At 36.0% G+C, this 16,008-nt stretch carries 16 protein-coding genes and 1 other annotated feature; of the genes, 5 read left to right on the top strand and 11 right to left on the bottom strand.

Annotated features, from left to right (window positions below):
* Positions 1-41: 41 nt before the first annotated feature.
* Positions 42-398 (bottom strand): hypothetical protein, encoded by a 357-nt coding sequence (locus AC0L0O_RS03940; protein ID WP_000726886.1) that lies wholly within the window; start codon positions 396-398, stop codon positions 42-44.
* 140 nt (positions 399-538) lie between these two features.
* Positions 539-759: a binding site (T-box leader), on the top strand.
* A gap of 277 nt (positions 760-1,036) precedes the next feature.
* Between AC0L0O_RS03940 and nhaC the strand changes: the two genes are divergently transcribed.
* Positions 1,037-2,410 carry a Na+/H+ antiporter NhaC gene (gene nhaC / locus AC0L0O_RS03935; RefSeq protein WP_000253720.1) on the top strand — a complete coding sequence of 458 codons (1,374 nt, stop codon included), beginning with the start codon at positions 1,037-1,039 and terminating at the stop codon, positions 2,408-2,410.
* A gap of 49 nt (positions 2,411-2,459) precedes the next feature.
* On the opposite strand, the gene cpdB is transcribed toward nhaC, so the two are convergent.
* On the bottom strand, positions 2,460-4,802 hold the full coding sequence (gene cpdB / locus AC0L0O_RS03930) for a bifunctional 2',3'-cyclic-nucleotide 2'-phosphodiesterase/3'-nucleotidase (RefSeq protein ID WP_473785649.1): 2,343 nt from the start codon (positions 4,800-4,802) through the stop codon (positions 2,460-2,462).
* A 366-nt stretch (positions 4,803-5,168) separates the two neighbouring features.
* Here cpdB and AC0L0O_RS03925 point away from each other — a divergent pair, with 366 nt between their 5' ends.
* Entirely contained in the window at positions 5,169-5,948 is a 780-nt protein-coding gene (locus AC0L0O_RS03925; protein WP_000755833.1) for a GDSL-type esterase/lipase family protein, read from the top strand.
* Positions 5,949-6,020: 72 nt separating this feature from the next.
* Positions 6,021-6,467 carry a MarR family winged helix-turn-helix transcriptional regulator gene (locus AC0L0O_RS03920; RefSeq protein WP_000445817.1) on the top strand — a complete coding sequence of 149 codons (447 nt, stop codon included), beginning with the start codon at positions 6,021-6,023 and terminating at the stop codon, positions 6,465-6,467.
* 24 nt (positions 6,468-6,491) lie between these two features.
* On the opposite strand, the gene AC0L0O_RS03915 is transcribed toward AC0L0O_RS03920, so the two are convergent.
* The 7 genes from AC0L0O_RS03915 to argC all read right to left on the bottom strand — a co-directional run bounded on the left by AC0L0O_RS03915 (position 6,492) and on the right by argC (position 12,667).
* Positions 6,492-6,698 (bottom strand): hypothetical protein, encoded by a 207-nt coding sequence (locus tag AC0L0O_RS03915; protein ID WP_000291958.1) that lies wholly within the window; start codon positions 6,696-6,698, stop codon positions 6,492-6,494.
* Between the two features lie 58 nt (positions 6,699-6,756).
* On the bottom strand, positions 6,757-7,317 hold the full coding sequence (locus AC0L0O_RS03910) for a DUF2062 domain-containing protein (RefSeq protein WP_002037066.1): 561 nt from the start codon (positions 7,315-7,317) through the stop codon (positions 6,757-6,759).
* Positions 7,318-7,495: 178 nt separating this feature from the next.
* Complete coding sequence (gene argF / locus AC0L0O_RS03905) at positions 7,496-8,446, bottom strand: ornithine carbamoyltransferase (RefSeq protein ID WP_000108881.1); 951 nt, start codon at positions 8,444-8,446, stop codon at positions 7,496-7,498.
* Positions 8,447-8,458: 12 nt separating this feature from the next.
* Positions 8,459-9,619: an acetylornithine transaminase gene (gene argD / locus AC0L0O_RS03900; RefSeq protein ID WP_000623330.1), complete on the bottom strand. Its 1,161-nt coding sequence runs from the start codon at positions 9,617-9,619 to the stop codon at positions 8,459-8,461.
* On the bottom strand, positions 9,616-10,383 hold the full coding sequence (argB, locus tag AC0L0O_RS03895; RefSeq protein ID WP_001000909.1) for an acetylglutamate kinase: 768 nt from the start codon (positions 10,381-10,383) through the stop codon (positions 9,616-9,618). The genes argD and argB overlap by 4 nt, the downstream gene beginning before the upstream one ends.
* A gap of 11 nt (positions 10,384-10,394) precedes the next feature.
* Positions 10,395-11,618 (bottom strand): bifunctional glutamate N-acetyltransferase/amino-acid acetyltransferase ArgJ, encoded by a 1,224-nt coding sequence (gene argJ, locus AC0L0O_RS03890; protein ID WP_000598413.1) that lies wholly within the window; start codon positions 11,616-11,618, stop codon positions 10,395-10,397.
* Between the two features lie 11 nt (positions 11,619-11,629).
* Positions 11,630-12,667: an N-acetyl-gamma-glutamyl-phosphate reductase gene (gene argC, locus AC0L0O_RS03885; RefSeq protein WP_000861230.1), complete on the bottom strand. Its 1,038-nt coding sequence runs from the start codon at positions 12,665-12,667 to the stop codon at positions 11,630-11,632.
* A gap of 223 nt (positions 12,668-12,890) precedes the next feature.
* Between argC and AC0L0O_RS03880 the strand changes: the two genes are divergently transcribed.
* Entirely contained in the window at positions 12,891-13,076 is a 186-nt protein-coding gene (locus AC0L0O_RS03880; RefSeq protein WP_001003205.1) for a YqzH family protein, read from the top strand.
* Between the two features lie 133 nt (positions 13,077-13,209).
* On the opposite strand, the gene AC0L0O_RS03875 is transcribed toward AC0L0O_RS03880, so the two are convergent.
* Both AC0L0O_RS03875 and AC0L0O_RS03870 read right to left on the bottom strand, forming a co-directional pair.
* A complete protein-coding gene (locus AC0L0O_RS03875) occupies positions 13,210-14,004 on the bottom strand; it encodes an SDR family oxidoreductase (RefSeq protein ID WP_000147799.1) in 795 nt (264 codons plus the stop codon).
* Positions 14,005-14,013: 9 nt separating this feature from the next.
* Positions 14,014-14,967 carry an MBL fold metallo-hydrolase gene (locus AC0L0O_RS03870; protein WP_000125129.1) on the bottom strand — a complete coding sequence of 318 codons (954 nt, stop codon included), beginning with the start codon at positions 14,965-14,967 and terminating at the stop codon, positions 14,014-14,016.
* 164 nt (positions 14,968-15,131) lie between these two features.
* Here AC0L0O_RS03870 and proI point away from each other — a divergent pair, with 164 nt between their 5' ends.
* A complete protein-coding gene (gene proI / locus AC0L0O_RS03865) occupies positions 15,132-15,971 on the top strand; it encodes a pyrroline-5-carboxylate reductase ProI (protein ID WP_000027272.1) in 840 nt (279 codons plus the stop codon).
* The last annotated feature ends 37 nt before the right edge of the window (positions 15,972-16,008 follow it).

Raw genomic sequence — 16,008 nt, 5'->3', positions numbered from 1 at the left:
TAGTTCTTAAAAAAGAACAACTTATCATACGATAAGTTGTTCTACTTTCCATGTTGTATCTTTCCAATTTCTAAAATAATCTCTTCATCTTTTTTTCCTTCTGTATCAATTCCAAGTTGCTTCGCATGCTCAATTAATAAATCATGGCGTTGCTCAAATCTTGCTGTATTTACTTCTTTCGTAATCTCTTCTTTTGTTTTTCCCTCAGTAGAAACTCCTAGTTTCGTAGCTGCTTTTTCCATCGACTTCTTCTCTTCAGCTTCTTTCGCTTTCTTCACTTCTGACTGCTGTATTTGCTTTTGCTTCGCCTGCTCTGATTCAACTGCAAAAGCTTTGTAAATTCCAGCACTTCCGCCAATGACTAGTAAGGTGGTAAAAAGAATTATTTTTTTCTTCACTCTTTCCTCCCCTTTCAAATTCATTATAACGCACATTTTTCAGTGTTAAAACCTATCTCCTTTATTTCCCTAAAAAAATATCATACATTTTTATTGACATGTATAATGAATATATGATAAAAATTTAACTAACATCATATGAATCGGCGTTGATAGGATTTAGTAGTATTTCGATTTCTGATTTCAGAGAGCTGGTGGTCGGTGCGAACCAGTACAGAACGAATTATGAATTACCCCCTGGAGCTTCTTTTGCGAAACGTAAGAAGTAGTGAAAGACGGTTATAGACCGTTATGTCTAAAGAGTGGTGAAACGAAACTGTTTCACAATTTAGGGTGGTACCGCGAAATTTTCGTCCCTGCATATATTGCAGGGGCGTTTTTATTTTATTAACGCATATCATACGACCCTTTATTTTGTGATACATTCATTTCACAAGCTAGGGTGGTACCGCGATTTCTTCGTCCCTGCATAATTATATGCAGGGACGTTTTTTTATCCAATCATTTCCGCATCATATTGAGATATGGACAATTACCGGTAATTTGTCACAAAATTCTAAAATTTAGAAGGAAATAAACAATATTGGCGAATTTTATATAAAAAAGAGCTATTTTAGATTACTTAGGAGGGGAAAACAATGGTTTCAAAAATTGAATCTGTTCTTTTAACAATTTTTATCTTTTTCTGTATTGGCTTTAGTGTTATCAAATTAGAAGTTTCACCACACATCCCGATTTTATTTGGTATCGTTCTTTTATTAGCATTTGGATTTATGAAAAAAATTGATTGGTCTACTATGGAAAAAGGAATGATAAGTAGTATTTCAGCTGGTATTCCGTCTATTTTTATTTTCTTACTTGTAGGCGTATTAATTAGTGTTTGGATCGCCGCTGGAACAATTCCAACTTTAATGGTATACGGCTTCCAGCTTGTATCTCCTAAAATTTTCATTCCAACTGTTTTTGTTGTTTGTGCAATTGTTGGAACAAGTATCGGTAGTGCCTTTACAACTGCTGCTACTGTAGGACTTGCCTTTATGGGTATGGGTAGTGCTCTCGGATACGATCCAGCTCTAATCGCTGGTGCAATTATTTCTGGTGCATTCTTTGGAGATAAAATGTCTCCTTTATCTGATACAACAAACTTAGCGCCAGCTGTAACAGGTGTAGATTTATTTGAGCACATTCGCAACATGCTTTGGACAACAGTTCCAGCTTTCATTATTGCTTTTATCGCATTTTTCATTTTAGGAAGCGGTACTAGTGGAGATGTTGACTTCACAAACTTCATTAGCACATTAGAGAAAAATGCAACGATTTCTATCTTTACACTTATTCCAATTTTATTACTGTTCCTATTCGCATTTAAGAAGGTACCCGCAGTTCCAACATTACTTGCTGGAATTATAGTAGGGATCATTATCCTCTTTATATTTAAACCTAGTACTTCTTTAACTGATTTAATGAAAATTATGCAAGACGGTTACGTTTCTAAAACTGGTATCAAAGATATTGATAGCTTATTATCTCGCGGTGGCCTGCAAAGTATGATGATGTCAATCGCTCTTATTTTCCTAGCTCTTTGTATGGGAGGATTATTACAAGGGATGGGTATTATCACGCAGCTAATGAATATCATCTCTAGCTTCGTAAAAACTAGCACACGCTTAATCATCTCTACTGCCTCAACTGCAATCGGTGTAAACTTCTTACTTGGTGAGCAGTACTTATCTATCGTCTTAACAGGACAAGCATTTGCTAATAAATACGATGAAGTCGGTTTAGAACGTCGTAATTTATCACGTGTATTAGAAGACGCAGGTACAGTTATTAACCCCCTCGTACCGTGGGGAGTAAGTGGTGTATTCTTATCGAACGTCCTTGGTGTTCCGACATTTGATTACGTTCCATTCGCAATCTTCTGCTTAGCTTGTCCAATCGTAACAATTATTGTTGGTTTCACTGGATTTGGCCTTTCATGGAAGAAAGAAAAGGCAGTAACAATTTCATAATATACGAAAAAGGATTACCGATTAAGGTAATCCTTTTTATATTTCTCGATTATCTATTTGCTTTCTTTCTTCTAAATAACAGAAGGAATCCAGCTCCGATAAACGCCAAACCTACTCCAATTGTAGACGCAACACTTGTACCTGTTTTCGGTAAATCACGTTCTTCTTTGTTCTCACTTACAGTTGTTGTTTCTTTTGAGTTTTGATTATCCGTTGTAGTTTGTCCAGATCCAGCATTATTCCCTTCATCTGTTGATGGTGTGGTTGGATTTCCTCCATTGTTTCCTTCACCGGTTGGTGGTGTCGTCGGGTTCTCTCCATTATTTCCTTCACCAGTTGGCGGTGTTGTCGGGTTCTCTCCATTATCTCCTTCACCGGTTGGCGGTGTTGTCGGGTTCTCTCCACCAGTTTCCTTATCATCATCGTTCTTCTTCGTTATATCAATTGCATATTTAGCGAATTCATTTTCAGATGGTCCAACATATGATATGTTTCCATCTTTCTTTATATACTTTTGTGCATTCGGTGAAGAATCAAATGTTGTATTTAATTTATCTGCAACAATCGGTTTAAATGCCCAATTTTTATCTGCTGCCGGATCAATAACTGGTGTTTCTTGCATATACTTCACAATGATTTGACGTGTTTCATCTTGTGATTGGTATACAACTTCCCCTTTACTTACACCTGGGAACGTTTGGCTACTTCCACGATAGTTATTTGTAGCGACGATAAACTCTTGATTGTCAGCTACTGGCTTACCTTCATATGTCATATTTATAATACGATTCGTATTAGCATTTACAACTTTTCCATCTTTATCGTATTTCGCTGGTTGTGTTACATCAATTTCGTATTTTAAGCCATCTAAAATATCAAAGTTATATGTAGGGTATCCGATATTTACTAATGGCTGTTCTTCTGTTTTCTTTGGATCAATTTGATTAAACTGACCTGCAGACATTTCAAGCCATTCTTTTACTTGTGCCCCATTTACTTTTACAGCATATAACGTATTTGGATATACATATAAATCTGCAACGTTTTTAATCGCTAACGTTCCAGCTGGAATATCCGTATAATATGTAGCACCGTTTCGGCCACCTGCTTTAAATGGTGCACCTGCAGATAAAACTGGAATTCCTTTATATTTACTATACTGTCCATTTTCAGCAAATAACTTTTCTACATACCATTTCTGTGCATTTGTCACAAGTTGTACAGAAGGATCATCTTGTACTAATGAGAAATAACTATTAATTGGCGCTGTCGTTTTTCCTACAGCTGTATTCACATAATCAATTGTCGCTTGATGATCATCTTTAATTTCATTAACTAAATTTTGATCAGATTGTACGAGTGGGTTTCCTTTACTATCAGCAATCGGACGAAGTTGCGGCTTCGATTGCTCTTTTTGTACTTCCCATTTTCCATTTACTTTTTTCAATTGCATATCAATAATACCTAAGTTACTTCCAAAGACACCAGGCATTACAACTGGAACACCATTAAATACATCCTTCACTTCAGTATGTGAATGTCCCATTAATACTGCATCTACACCAGGAACCTCTGTTAAATAATACGACGCGTTTTCCATACCGACGTTGTATCCACTCTTATCAACACCGGAATGCGCTAGTGCAACGATAACATCTGCACCTTCTGCTTTCATTTTTGGCACCATTTTCTTTGCTGTTTCAACTATATCTTTTGCTTTCACTTTTCCTTCTAAATTTGCTTTATCCCAGTTCATAACTTGAGGTGGAACAAATCCCATTACGCCAATTTTCACTTTTTGTTTTTGCCCTGATTCATCTTCTACTTCTTTTTCAAAAACATGATATGGTTTAAAGTAATTTTGGTCGTTCTCTTCATTATTATCTTTATCATCTTTATAGACGTTTGAGTTAATAACCGGGAACTCTGTTTTACTAATCACTTTGTTTAAATAATCTAAACCGTAGTTAAATTCATGATTCCCAAGAGAGATGACGTCATACTTCATTAAATTCATTAAACGATATAATGGATGTGTATAACTAGGATCCACAGGCTTCTTCGGATCATTTATTTTATTCGCTACATAATCTCCAAGCGGTGTCCCTTGTAATGCATCCCCATCATCAAATAGGACAGAGTTCTTCGCTTCTTCACGAGCTTTATTAACAAGTGTTGCAGTTTGCACAAGACCTACTTTATTATCTGTTTTCGTTTGGTAATAATCGTAATTCATTAAGTTAACGTGAATATCTGATGTTTCTAGAATTCGTAAGTTAACTGTACTCTCCCCAGTTTTCTCATCCGCATGAGCTGTTGCTGGCAATACTTGCGGCGCCATTACACCAATAGCAAGAGTTGCTCCAGCCAGCATTTTTTTTGACTTTTTCACAAAAAATCCCCCTTATACAATTACCAAAGAATAATGAAATGAATTTCTATCAGTCTCTAACCACATACCTTTTTTCTTCTATTAGATACACGATTTTCATTTCACCCTACGCTAACGGGTAGTCCCCTTAAACGATCAATTGATGAAGACTAGCAATTAACGGGAGATAAAGCTCCCACTATGTAGAATTTTACCTTATCTGACATTATCATATATAATGTCCTTTCATATCGTCAATATTTTTTGACATACTTCTACAAATTTTCTGTAAAGTTATTGTAAACTTTTCATAAACATATAATATGCCCTTACATTGTTAATACTGCTGAATATGATACAATTACCAATTACAAGGAGGATGAATTTATGAAAAAAGTCATCTTAACAATTGTTTGTCTCCTCCTTCTAATCATTTCTTATTCTTATTTTGAAAAGAACGATGAGACAAAACAAAATGAACCCGCAGAAAAAATAGAAAAAACATCTACTCCCAGTTGGATTGATAAGCAAACAAACGATTCCTTTTATCATCTCGTACTAGGTGATTCGCTCGCCAAAGGATATGGATCGACACAAGGTGGATTTGCTGAATTAGCCTCTACACAAATAGAAGCACAAATTCATAAACCAATTACTGTAGAAAACCTTGGAATAAACGGTCTTACAACAGATCGTCTCGCTAAAAAAGTTCAATCAGAAGATGTAAAACAAAAAATTAGAGCAGCAAATATCATTACAATTAATATTGGAGGAAATAATTTATTTCGCTTAAATCGTGATGTCGGTGTTATAGACGGTATTAAAATGTTAAATAAGGAAAAAGCTCATTTTGAAGCGGATGTAAAAAATATTGTAAAGACAGTCCGAGATCAAAATCCGGATGCTTTACTCATTCTTTCTGAACTCTATAACCCGTTACAACTCGATGACTCCATCGCAAGTTATGCAGATATGTTTTTAGATGGCTGGAATGAATCCGTTTATTCCATTTCAAAAGCAAATCAACCATCTATCGTTTTGCCAATTCGTAAATTAATATCGAATGATAAAAAAGAATTACTCTTTGACCAAGTACACCCAAATGATAAAGGCTATACGATTATTGCCGATTCATTTACAAAAAAAGTGTTGGCCTACAAATATTAAAATTCCTATGAAACAATTCTATTTTTATAACATGTCTTTTTTGTTACAATGAGAGTGGAAGGGGGCCTTTATATGGAATCACGCGAGTGGGAACGTATTGTTGATCATCTTCTTTCGCTAGTGCCTCTTTTTTATCGCAAATTTATGCTTCCTGGAGAATTTTCTTCTCAAAGACATATGCCGCCATCACATACACAAGTATTACTGCTTCTGCATGAAAATGGCACATTAGCAGTTTCCGAAATCGGCAAGCGGCTAGCGATTTCACGGCCTAACATGACACCTCTATTAAACAAACTGATTCAAGAAGAACTAATAGAGCGTCATTATAGCGAAAAAGATCGACGGGTCATTTTAATTTCCCTAACAGCTGAAGGGAAATTGTTAGTAAATCAGTATCAACAATTCATTTTAGACAAATTAAAAGAAAATTTCCAAACGTTATCTGAGGAAGAACGTGAAAAACTCATTCACTCTCTTCAAACCATTCAAAATTTAATTTTGAAAACAAACGCATAAAGCTGCTTCTAAATAGAAGCAGCTTTATGATTCGTAATAATTACCATAATATACATTTGAATATGGCCATGTCGTTAAATATGGTTTTTGATCTTGCGTAGGTTGTTGTGATGGTATTTGCAGTAGTTGCGGTACTTGTTGTTGTCGATATAATTCATATTGCCTACTCGTATCATAAACCGGATAATAATTTACATATGGATATACTTGCGGTACGTAATAATAATACATTCATTCTCTCCCCCTTTTTCTTAAACATATTCAAAGGAGAAAATGAGTGTGACACTCTTTATATTTGCACGAGTGGTTCTCTCACTCGTTTCTTTCTATTCTTCAGGCGTAACTTACGGTTCTTTTCATATAAATAATGCACAACAAAATATGAAACTACACCAAACACAACTCCGAAAATCGTCATTCCAATTAATACATACACTTCACTCTGTAATAAGCTCTTTAATATCGTAAAAATGTGACTTGAAAACAAGTCTGATATCGTAAATGGTTCATGATATATTTTTTGTACATGAAATGGATAAATCATTTTCCCAAGCGCATACGCAAGTGGAAATAAAACTACTGGGAGAAACGATATTTTTCCAATAATATTGCCAATAACCGCAGCAGGAAAAGATCCCTTTACTAACCTGACGATTGGATAAAATATTACATATACGAGCGATGCCGTATATATAACCAACATTTCTAAACCAAAACCAATTGCAAAACCTAACGATACTTTCTTTGCTCCTTCTGGCGATCGAAGTAACTTATAATATTGAAACTTTAACATTCTCCACATCCGCTGAAAAAACGAATATGTTTTCTTAGTTGTTTTCACTCTCATCATCTCTTTAACTATATTTTTATACCTAGTATGCCCTTACCCACTCCGAAAAACAAATTTCATTTTCTCTTTTATTATAGATGATATCGAAATGGTTAACTAAATATACATATGACATTTCAATGTAAAAAAGCGCACCTCCAATTGTTATTTGTACGTAACAACTGGAGGTGCACACCATTTAGGAAAGCTCTTCTACATTTTTAAACAAACTTACTAATAACGCTTTTTGCGCATGCAATCGATTACCAGCTTGCTCAAAAACGATAGACTGTGGTCCGTCTATAATTTCTCCTGTCACTTCCTCTTCACGATGGGCAGGTAAACAGTGTAAGAAACGATATGTTTGTTTCGCATGCTTAACAAGTTCGTTATTGATTTGGTATGGTTGAAATAAAGTATATTTCTCTTCTTCACCCTCTTGCCCCATGCTCATCCAAACGTCAGCATAAATGAAATCTGCTTCACTCACCGCTAGTTCAGGGTTATGCAAAATTTCAATTTTCGCTCCTGTTTCTTCAGCAATCGCTAATGCTTTTTTTACAATTTCCTCATTCGGTTCATACCCTACAGGCGTTGCAACAGTCATATGCATTCCAACTTTTGCACTTGCTAACAACAATGAATGACATACATTATTTCCGTCACCTACGTAAGCCAATTTTATTCCTTCAAATGTATTTTTTTCTTCATATATCGTCATTAAGTCTGCTAATGCTTGACAAGGATGATGATCGTCCGTTAAACCGTTAATTACAGGTATGCTCGATTCTTTTGCAAACTCTTCTACATCGGCATGTGAAAATGTACGTATCATGATCCCGTCAATATAATGAGATAATACTTTCGCAGTATCTGAAACACTCTCCCCTCTTCCAATCTGCATCTCTTTCCCACTTAAAAACATACCATGTCCTCCGAGCTGTACCATTCCTGCTTCAAAAGATACGCGAGTACGAGTTGAATGTTTATCAAAGATAAGCCCTAATATTTTGCCTTGTAATAAAGGCTCTTGCTTATTCTTTTTTAAATAGATAGCGAACTCAATTAAAGAAATGATTTCTTCTTGCGTCAGTTCTTCTAATGTTAAAAGATCTTTCGTATTTAATTTCGGTACTTGTACAGTTGACATGAAATTTCCCCCTTATATAATTGATACGTTTTTTGTACAAACTACTTTTTTTATCATATATACTGCCTGTTCTAACTCTTCATTCGTCACAATAAGTGGTGGTAATAGTCTTATCACATTAGGTCCTGCTTGTAATACGAGAAGCCCTTCTTTCTCTAGTTGTTCTATAAAACTTGCAACTTCATGCTTACACTCAATCCCAATCATAAGCCCCTTTCCACGTATATTTTGAATACATTCGACATGTTGTAATTCCTCTTGCAACTTCTGTAATACGTACTCGCCCTTTTCTTGTACTTCTTTTAAAAACGATGGTCTTTTACTTACTTGCAATACTGCTTCCGCTGCAGCCATTGCAACATAATTTCCGCCAAACGTTGAACCGTGCGATCCTGCAGTGAACGACGTTCCGAGTTCTTTCCGGCCAATCATTGCTCCGACAGGAATCCCATTTCCAAGCGCCTTAGCGGTAGTAACGATATGAGGATCTATTCCCATTTGTTCGTAAGCAAATAATGTACCTGTTCTTCCGATCCCTGTTTGTACTTCGTCTATAATAAATAAGGAACCAAACTTCTTACATAATGTTTCAATCTCTTTCAAAAAGGATAGATCAGCAGGTATGACTCCTCCCTCTCCTTGAACAACTTCTACCATTACTGCCGCAACTTCTTCATTCATTACTTCCTTGAGCGCCTTTATATCGTTAAATGGAGTATGTAAAAAAGACGGAAGGAGCGGACCAAACCCTTCTTTCACTTTATTTTGTCCCGTCGCACTCATCGTTCCGAATGTTCTACCGTGAAAAGACTGCTCACACGTTACGACGAGAGATTTTCCAGTATGCTTACGGGCTAGCTTCAAAGCTGCTTCATTCGCCTCTGCCCCGCTATTACAGAAGAACACATAATCTAATGCTATATTTTCTGTTAATAATGACGCGACTTCTTCTTGTAAGCTATTTGTAAACAAATTAGATATATGCCATATATCATTAAGTTGCTCTTGTACCGCTTTCATAACAGTAGGATGGCAATGCCCTAAATTACATACACCAATCCCTGATGTGAAATCTAAATATTGTTTACCGTTGTTATCAATGACTTTCGTTCCATTCCCCTTTACAAACTCAACAGTTCTTCTCCCATACGTTTGAAAAAGATGACTTATCATACGATACTCACTCCCCTCGTTACCGTCGTTCCAATACATTCTCCTGTATCTTCAGTAAAATCTTTTGTACCATTTACGATACTTATCTTTTGCACTCCCATTTTTAATGACGCTAGTGCTGCCTGTACTTTCGGAATCATCCCGCCTGTAATAACTCCTTTTTCTATAAGAGTTGCAATTTCAGACTCATCTGTTTTCTTTACCAGTTTCCCTTCATGTAATATCCCATCTACATCCGTAATCAAAATGAGTTCTTTTGCGGATAGTGCGGCCGCAATCCCAGCTGCGGCGGTATCCGCATTTATGTTATAAATCTCATTATCATGGATCCCGATTGGAGCAATAACAGGAATATAATTCATATTTATTAATCCTTTTAGTAGGGCTGTTTCTACATAACTTACTTCTCCCACATATCCAATCTCCTCGCTGACAGGTTGAACTTGAAGTAATTTGCCGTCACACCCTGAACAACCTACCGCAAGTAAATTATGCTTTTGTAAATTCATTACGAATTTTTTATTCGTACTTCCACATAGCACCATTTGAACAACATCCATAACTTCTTTTGGTGTTACCCGTAATCCATCTCTTTTTTCTACGTTGATGTTACAATCTTTTAATTTAGCATCAATTTCTGGGCCGCCACCATGAACGATCACTACTTTATACTGCTGTTGCAATTTCTTTATACAATCAAAAAACACGTCATTTAATTGCTCTAACATACTACCGCCGCATTTCACTACAATATAATCGTTCATCTTCCCTCTCCTTATGTACGATAACAAGCGTTTATTTTCACATATTCATAGCTTAAGTCACAGCCCCAAGCTGATCCTGTCTCTTTACCTAAATGTAAATACACATTAATGACTATTTCATCTTCTTGTAATCTCTCTTTCATTTCTTCTTCAGAAAATGTTTGAGGCTCACTATTTTTTAATACCGATATAGATTGAAGAGTAATGTCAATTGTATTCGGATTAATTGCTACTTCACTTTGTCCAATACTGCTAATAATTCGCCCCCAATTTGGGTCTTCACCATGTATTGCTGTTTTCACAAGACTTGAACCGACTATTTGCTTTGCGATTTTCTTTGCCTCTTCATTTGTTTGAACTCCTAGCACATTTACTTCTATTAACTTCGTAGCACCTTCACCATCTTGTGCAATTTTTTTGGCTAAATCTTCACATACCTTCTGTAAAGCAAATACGAAAGTTTCCCAATCTGCATGTTCCATATCGATTGGTTTCGTTTCTGATAATCCACTTGCCATAGCGATGACCATATCATTCGTAGAAGTATCTCCATCTACTGTAATTTGATTAAATGTATGATTCGTTATTTGTGATAATGCTGTTTGCAATACGTCATGCTCTATACGAGCGTCTGTCGTAATAAAACTTAGCATCGTTGCCATATTTGGATGAATCATCCCTGAACCTTTCGCAACACCAGCAATCATCACTTTCTTCCCATCAATAATCATTTCATAGCAAGTTTCTTTCGTTATAAGATCCGTCGTTAAAATTGCTTCAGAAAAAGAATGAGCTCCATTTTCTTCCTTCGCCGGTATAAGAGTTACAATTCCCTTTCGGATTATATCCATCGGCAGCGGAACACCAATTACACCTGTTGAAGCTACTGCAACATACTTTTCTTTCAATCCAAAATGTTCCGCCCCTAATGCACGCATCTCGTAAGCATCTTGCAACCCTTTCATTCCTGTACAAGCATTTGCATTTCCACTATTAACGATAATAGCTTGTAGTTTCCCCTCAGTCGTTATACTATCCTTCGTCACTTGCAACGGGGCTGCTTGTATTTGATTTGTTGTATAAACAGCAGCACATGATGCCGGTACATCACAAACGATTGCCCCTAAATCCTTTTTCCCCTTTTTCAGACCAATTGCAGTGCCAATGGCCGAGAAACCTTTTGGCGTTACAATCGAACCATCTTCTACTTTTGTAATAGACGCTACTTTAATCATCATGTCCCCCCTTATAGATAAAGCGGCATATGTTGTAAACCTGTCGTTTCTTCTAGTCCCGCTACTATATTTGCATTTTGAATCGCTTGACCAGCCGCACCTTTCATCATATTGTCTATAACAGAAACAATTGTCACTCTTCCTGTTCTTTCATCGTAAGCTATCCCCATATCACAATAATTTGAGCCTCTCACTTCTTTCGGACTTGGAAACTCTCCTTGCATGCGAATTCGAATAAAAGCCGATTGTTCATACGCTTCTTCATATAATTGTTGAAGTTGTTCTATTTCCATTTCTCGCTTTACTTTCGCATACAGTGTAACCATAATCCCACGTGATATCGGTATTAAATGTGTACTAAACGTGATTGGCTTCGTTTCTCTATTCCACTCCGCGAGCATTTGCTCAATCTCAGGAATGTGTTGATGCTCATTTACTTTATAAATACGCAAGTTGTCGTATAACTCAGGAAAGTGAGTCATCGTTGTTGGCGTTTTACCTGCTCCAGATACTCCTGATTTCGCATCAATAATAATTGAATCTTCTTCAATTATGCCGCTACGAACTAACGGTAATATCGCTAATAATGCAGCTGTAGCAAAACATCCCGGGTTTGCAATTAAATTTGCCTTTTGAATTTCGGACCTTTTCCATTCACTTAACCCATATACAGCTTCCCTAAGAACTCCTTCTTTTGCAGCTGTCCTTTTATACCACTGTTCATATATGAAAGGATCTTTCATACGAAAGTCTCCAGATAAATCAATTACTTTTAAACCTACTGCTAATAATTTTGGAGTTAACTCTGCTGATACTCCTGCTGGGGTTGCTAAAAATACAATTTCTGCTTCCTTCCCTATTTCCTCCACATCAATTTCTTGTAACGTATGAACAAGAACATTTTGAAAATGCGGATATACATTTGTTATACACTCGCCAACTTGTGAAAAAGAATGGAGAGATGCTATCGAAAAATATGGATGTTGCTCTAATAACCGAATTAACTCAATACCTCCATACCCAGTTGCTCCAATAATCGCGACTTTCATATGCTCCTCCTCATATTGATTCTTTAAATTAAGTATGATTATAATATTGTATATTTATAGAGTCAATTAAATATTTATAAATTTTATAAACTTAAAAAACTTAATTTTACTAGAAAAACAATATGCACAACCGAATTTTTATACACAAATAGTGCATGGTAGTTTTTTTATTCCACTTCAAGTACAATAAAACAATACATATGTACATACAGGCGGGGAAAACATGAATGAAAAATTAATTGAGAAAATGATTATAAAAAGTTTTCAACAATACCAATGTAATCCTATTTCAAATGAGGATCAGGAAATACTTATTAAACATATTCAAACGATTATTCATTCCAATACTAAAATTGATGTATACGAGGCAATTGAGGATATCGTTTACGATTATGTGACTGGAAAATAAAGTGAAACTTTAATCAGTGGGGGTTTTCTTCATCCCCCACCTAACTTCTTTGCTTTCGCTGAATTTTGAGGTGGGGGTGTTACTGCCCATTAAAGCGGGATAAAAAAATAGGAGGTTTCCATATGGAAACCTCCTATTTCTTACTTAATGATTTACCTGCAACACGCTCAAATAAACCTGGGAATAAAGCATACAGTTTCGGACCTATGCCCATCCATTTCGGTAAGTTTACTTCACGCTTTTTCGTTTGCATCGATTTTACAATTTGTCCTGCTACATATGTTGGTTTCAACATGTATCGTCCCATATTTTTTACATATGTACCGGATTGATCAGCTATTTCAAAAAAGTTCGTATCTATCGGACCTGGATTAATTGCTGTTACGAAAACATTCGTACTAGACAACTCCATGCGTAAACTATTGGTAAATCCTAATACTGCATGTTTCGTCGCTGCATACGCACTTGATTTCGGCGTTGCAATTTTCCCAGCAAGTGAAGCAATATTAATAATATGCCCTTCGTTTCTTTTCACCATATAAGGTAGAACTGCTTTCGTACAAGCTACTAATCCAAATACATTTACTTGGAACATATCTTTCACTTCATCCATTGACGCATCTTCAAACGTTTTAAAAATACCAAATCCCGCATTGTTTACTAATATATCAATACGTCCCACTTCTTGTAATACCTTTGAAAAAACAGATTGTACTTCCGTCTCTTCACTTACATCTAATACATAATAATAGCAAGGCGTATTATAAGTTTCTTTAATTTTGTCTGCTAGCGCTTTTAATTTCTCTTCTGTTCTAGCTATTAATACTGGAGTCGCCCCTTGCTCTGCAACTTGCATTGCAACTTGCTCTCCAATTCCACTAGAAGCACCCGTAATGACGATTACTTTATTTTGTAAACGTCCCGTCATTGCTGTCACCTACTTTGCATAATAAATCAATTGTTGCGAAGATTCATCAATCATCACTTGTTGATTATATGCTAAAAAGTCTAATTGTCCAACCGTTTCTGAAATAGTAAGTGGCAATTGTTCCTTATATAATACCGGAAATAGTTTTACACATACTTCAAATGCTGTCATTGGTTTTTCCTTTAATAACTCAAGCACTTTAAATGCACGTGTTTCTTGCTTTTGTAATCTCGTTTCAATAAGTTGCTTCACATGGAGAACATCTTCTCCATGTCCTGATAAAATGCGCGAAATATTCATTTCACTTAAACGCTTTAACGTTTGATTGTATTGTAATAATGGGCGTGCCCTTTCTGTTTGTCCTTCATATGGTGGTTCTAATATTGGATTCGAAGAAATATGACTAATGAGAGCATCCCCGCCAATTAATATTCCATCAGATTCTCTATATAATGAAATATGAGTGGAAGCATGACCTGGTGTTTCAATTACTGTAAACCCAGGTAAGGAATCAATACGATCTCCCTCTCTCACAGTATGCGTTAACGATCTATTACAAGAATATTTCAGTGTTCTTGTCGTTAATAACGCCTCATCTTTCAAAAATGCTGCTGGAACACCAAATTGCAAAGCTGTCTCTCTAAAAAACTCATGATACCGCTTTAAAAATTCTGGATTTTGCGTAATCCAAGGCTCATTCCAAGGGTGTCCAATAATGTTCGTTTTCTCAGAAAATATATTTAAAAGCCCACAATGATCCGCATGATGATGCGTAATGACTACTGTTTTAATATCTTCTATCGTATATCCTAATGCACCTAATTGACTTTCTAACGCATTTCTCGCCTCTTCTGTATTCGTCCCTGTATCAATTAATGTTAATGTCTCCCCCTCAACTAAAAACACATTTACAGTTTCAACTGCAAATGGCACAGGAATCTCCATTCGGTGAATCGCCGTCATGCTTAGCCCCCCTGTCTCTTTCCGGTTCAAAAATGAATACTTCTTCAGTTTACAACTTATACATATATTTGTCATTATTTTCAGATAAAAAGAGGTGTTTCCTATTAAAAAACGAATGTATGTACATTTATAAGAATTTCTACCAAATTTAAAGGAGGAACATCATGTCTATTCAAAACATTTCCTTTCTCGGTGCAGGCTCTATTGCTGAAGCTATTATTGGTGGCTTGTTACATGCAAATGTTGTGAAAGGCGAACAAATTACCGTAAGTAATCGTTCTAACGAGACAAGGTTACAGGAGCTACATCAAAAATATGGAGTCAAAGGTACGCATAATAAAAAAGAACTACTTACTGATACAAATATTCTTTTTCTAGCTATGAAACCTAAGGATATTGCAGAAGCGCTTATCCCTTTTAAAGAATATATACATCATAACGTACTTATTATTTCGTTATTAGCGGGTGTTTCTACTCACTCGATTAAAAACTTACTTCAAAAAGACGTTCCGATTATTCGAGCAATGCCAAATACATCTGCAGCTATTTTAAAATCAGCTACTGCTATCTCACCTTCAAAGCATGCAACAGCGGAACATATTCAGACTGCCATAGCTTTATTTAAAACGATCGGCCTCGTCTCTGTTGTAGAGGAAGAAGATATGCATGCTGTCACTGCATTATCTGGAAGTGGGCCTGCTTATATTTATTACGTAGTAGAAGCGATGGAAGCAGCCGCAAAAAAAATCGGTTTAAAAGAAGATGTTGCAAAGTCACTTATTCTTCAGACGATGATTGGTGCTGCTGAAATGCTAAAAGCAAGTGAAAAACACCCTTCTATTTTGCGAAAGGAAATTACTTCTCCTGGTGGAACGACCGAAGCGGGCATTGAAGTATTACAAGAACATAAATTTCAACAAGCACTTATTTCTTGTATTACACAAGCAGCGCAACGATCGCATAACCTCGGGAAAACATTAGAACAACTAACAAAAGAAAAATAAGAAATGGAGCTCAATCTTACTTGAGCTCCATTTCTTA

It is taken from the genome of Bacillus sp. GS3m_15504, from assembly GCF_055825275.1.
Note: the sequence above shows the minus strand (reverse complement) of the source record. Positions and strands in the feature narration are given on the sequence as shown.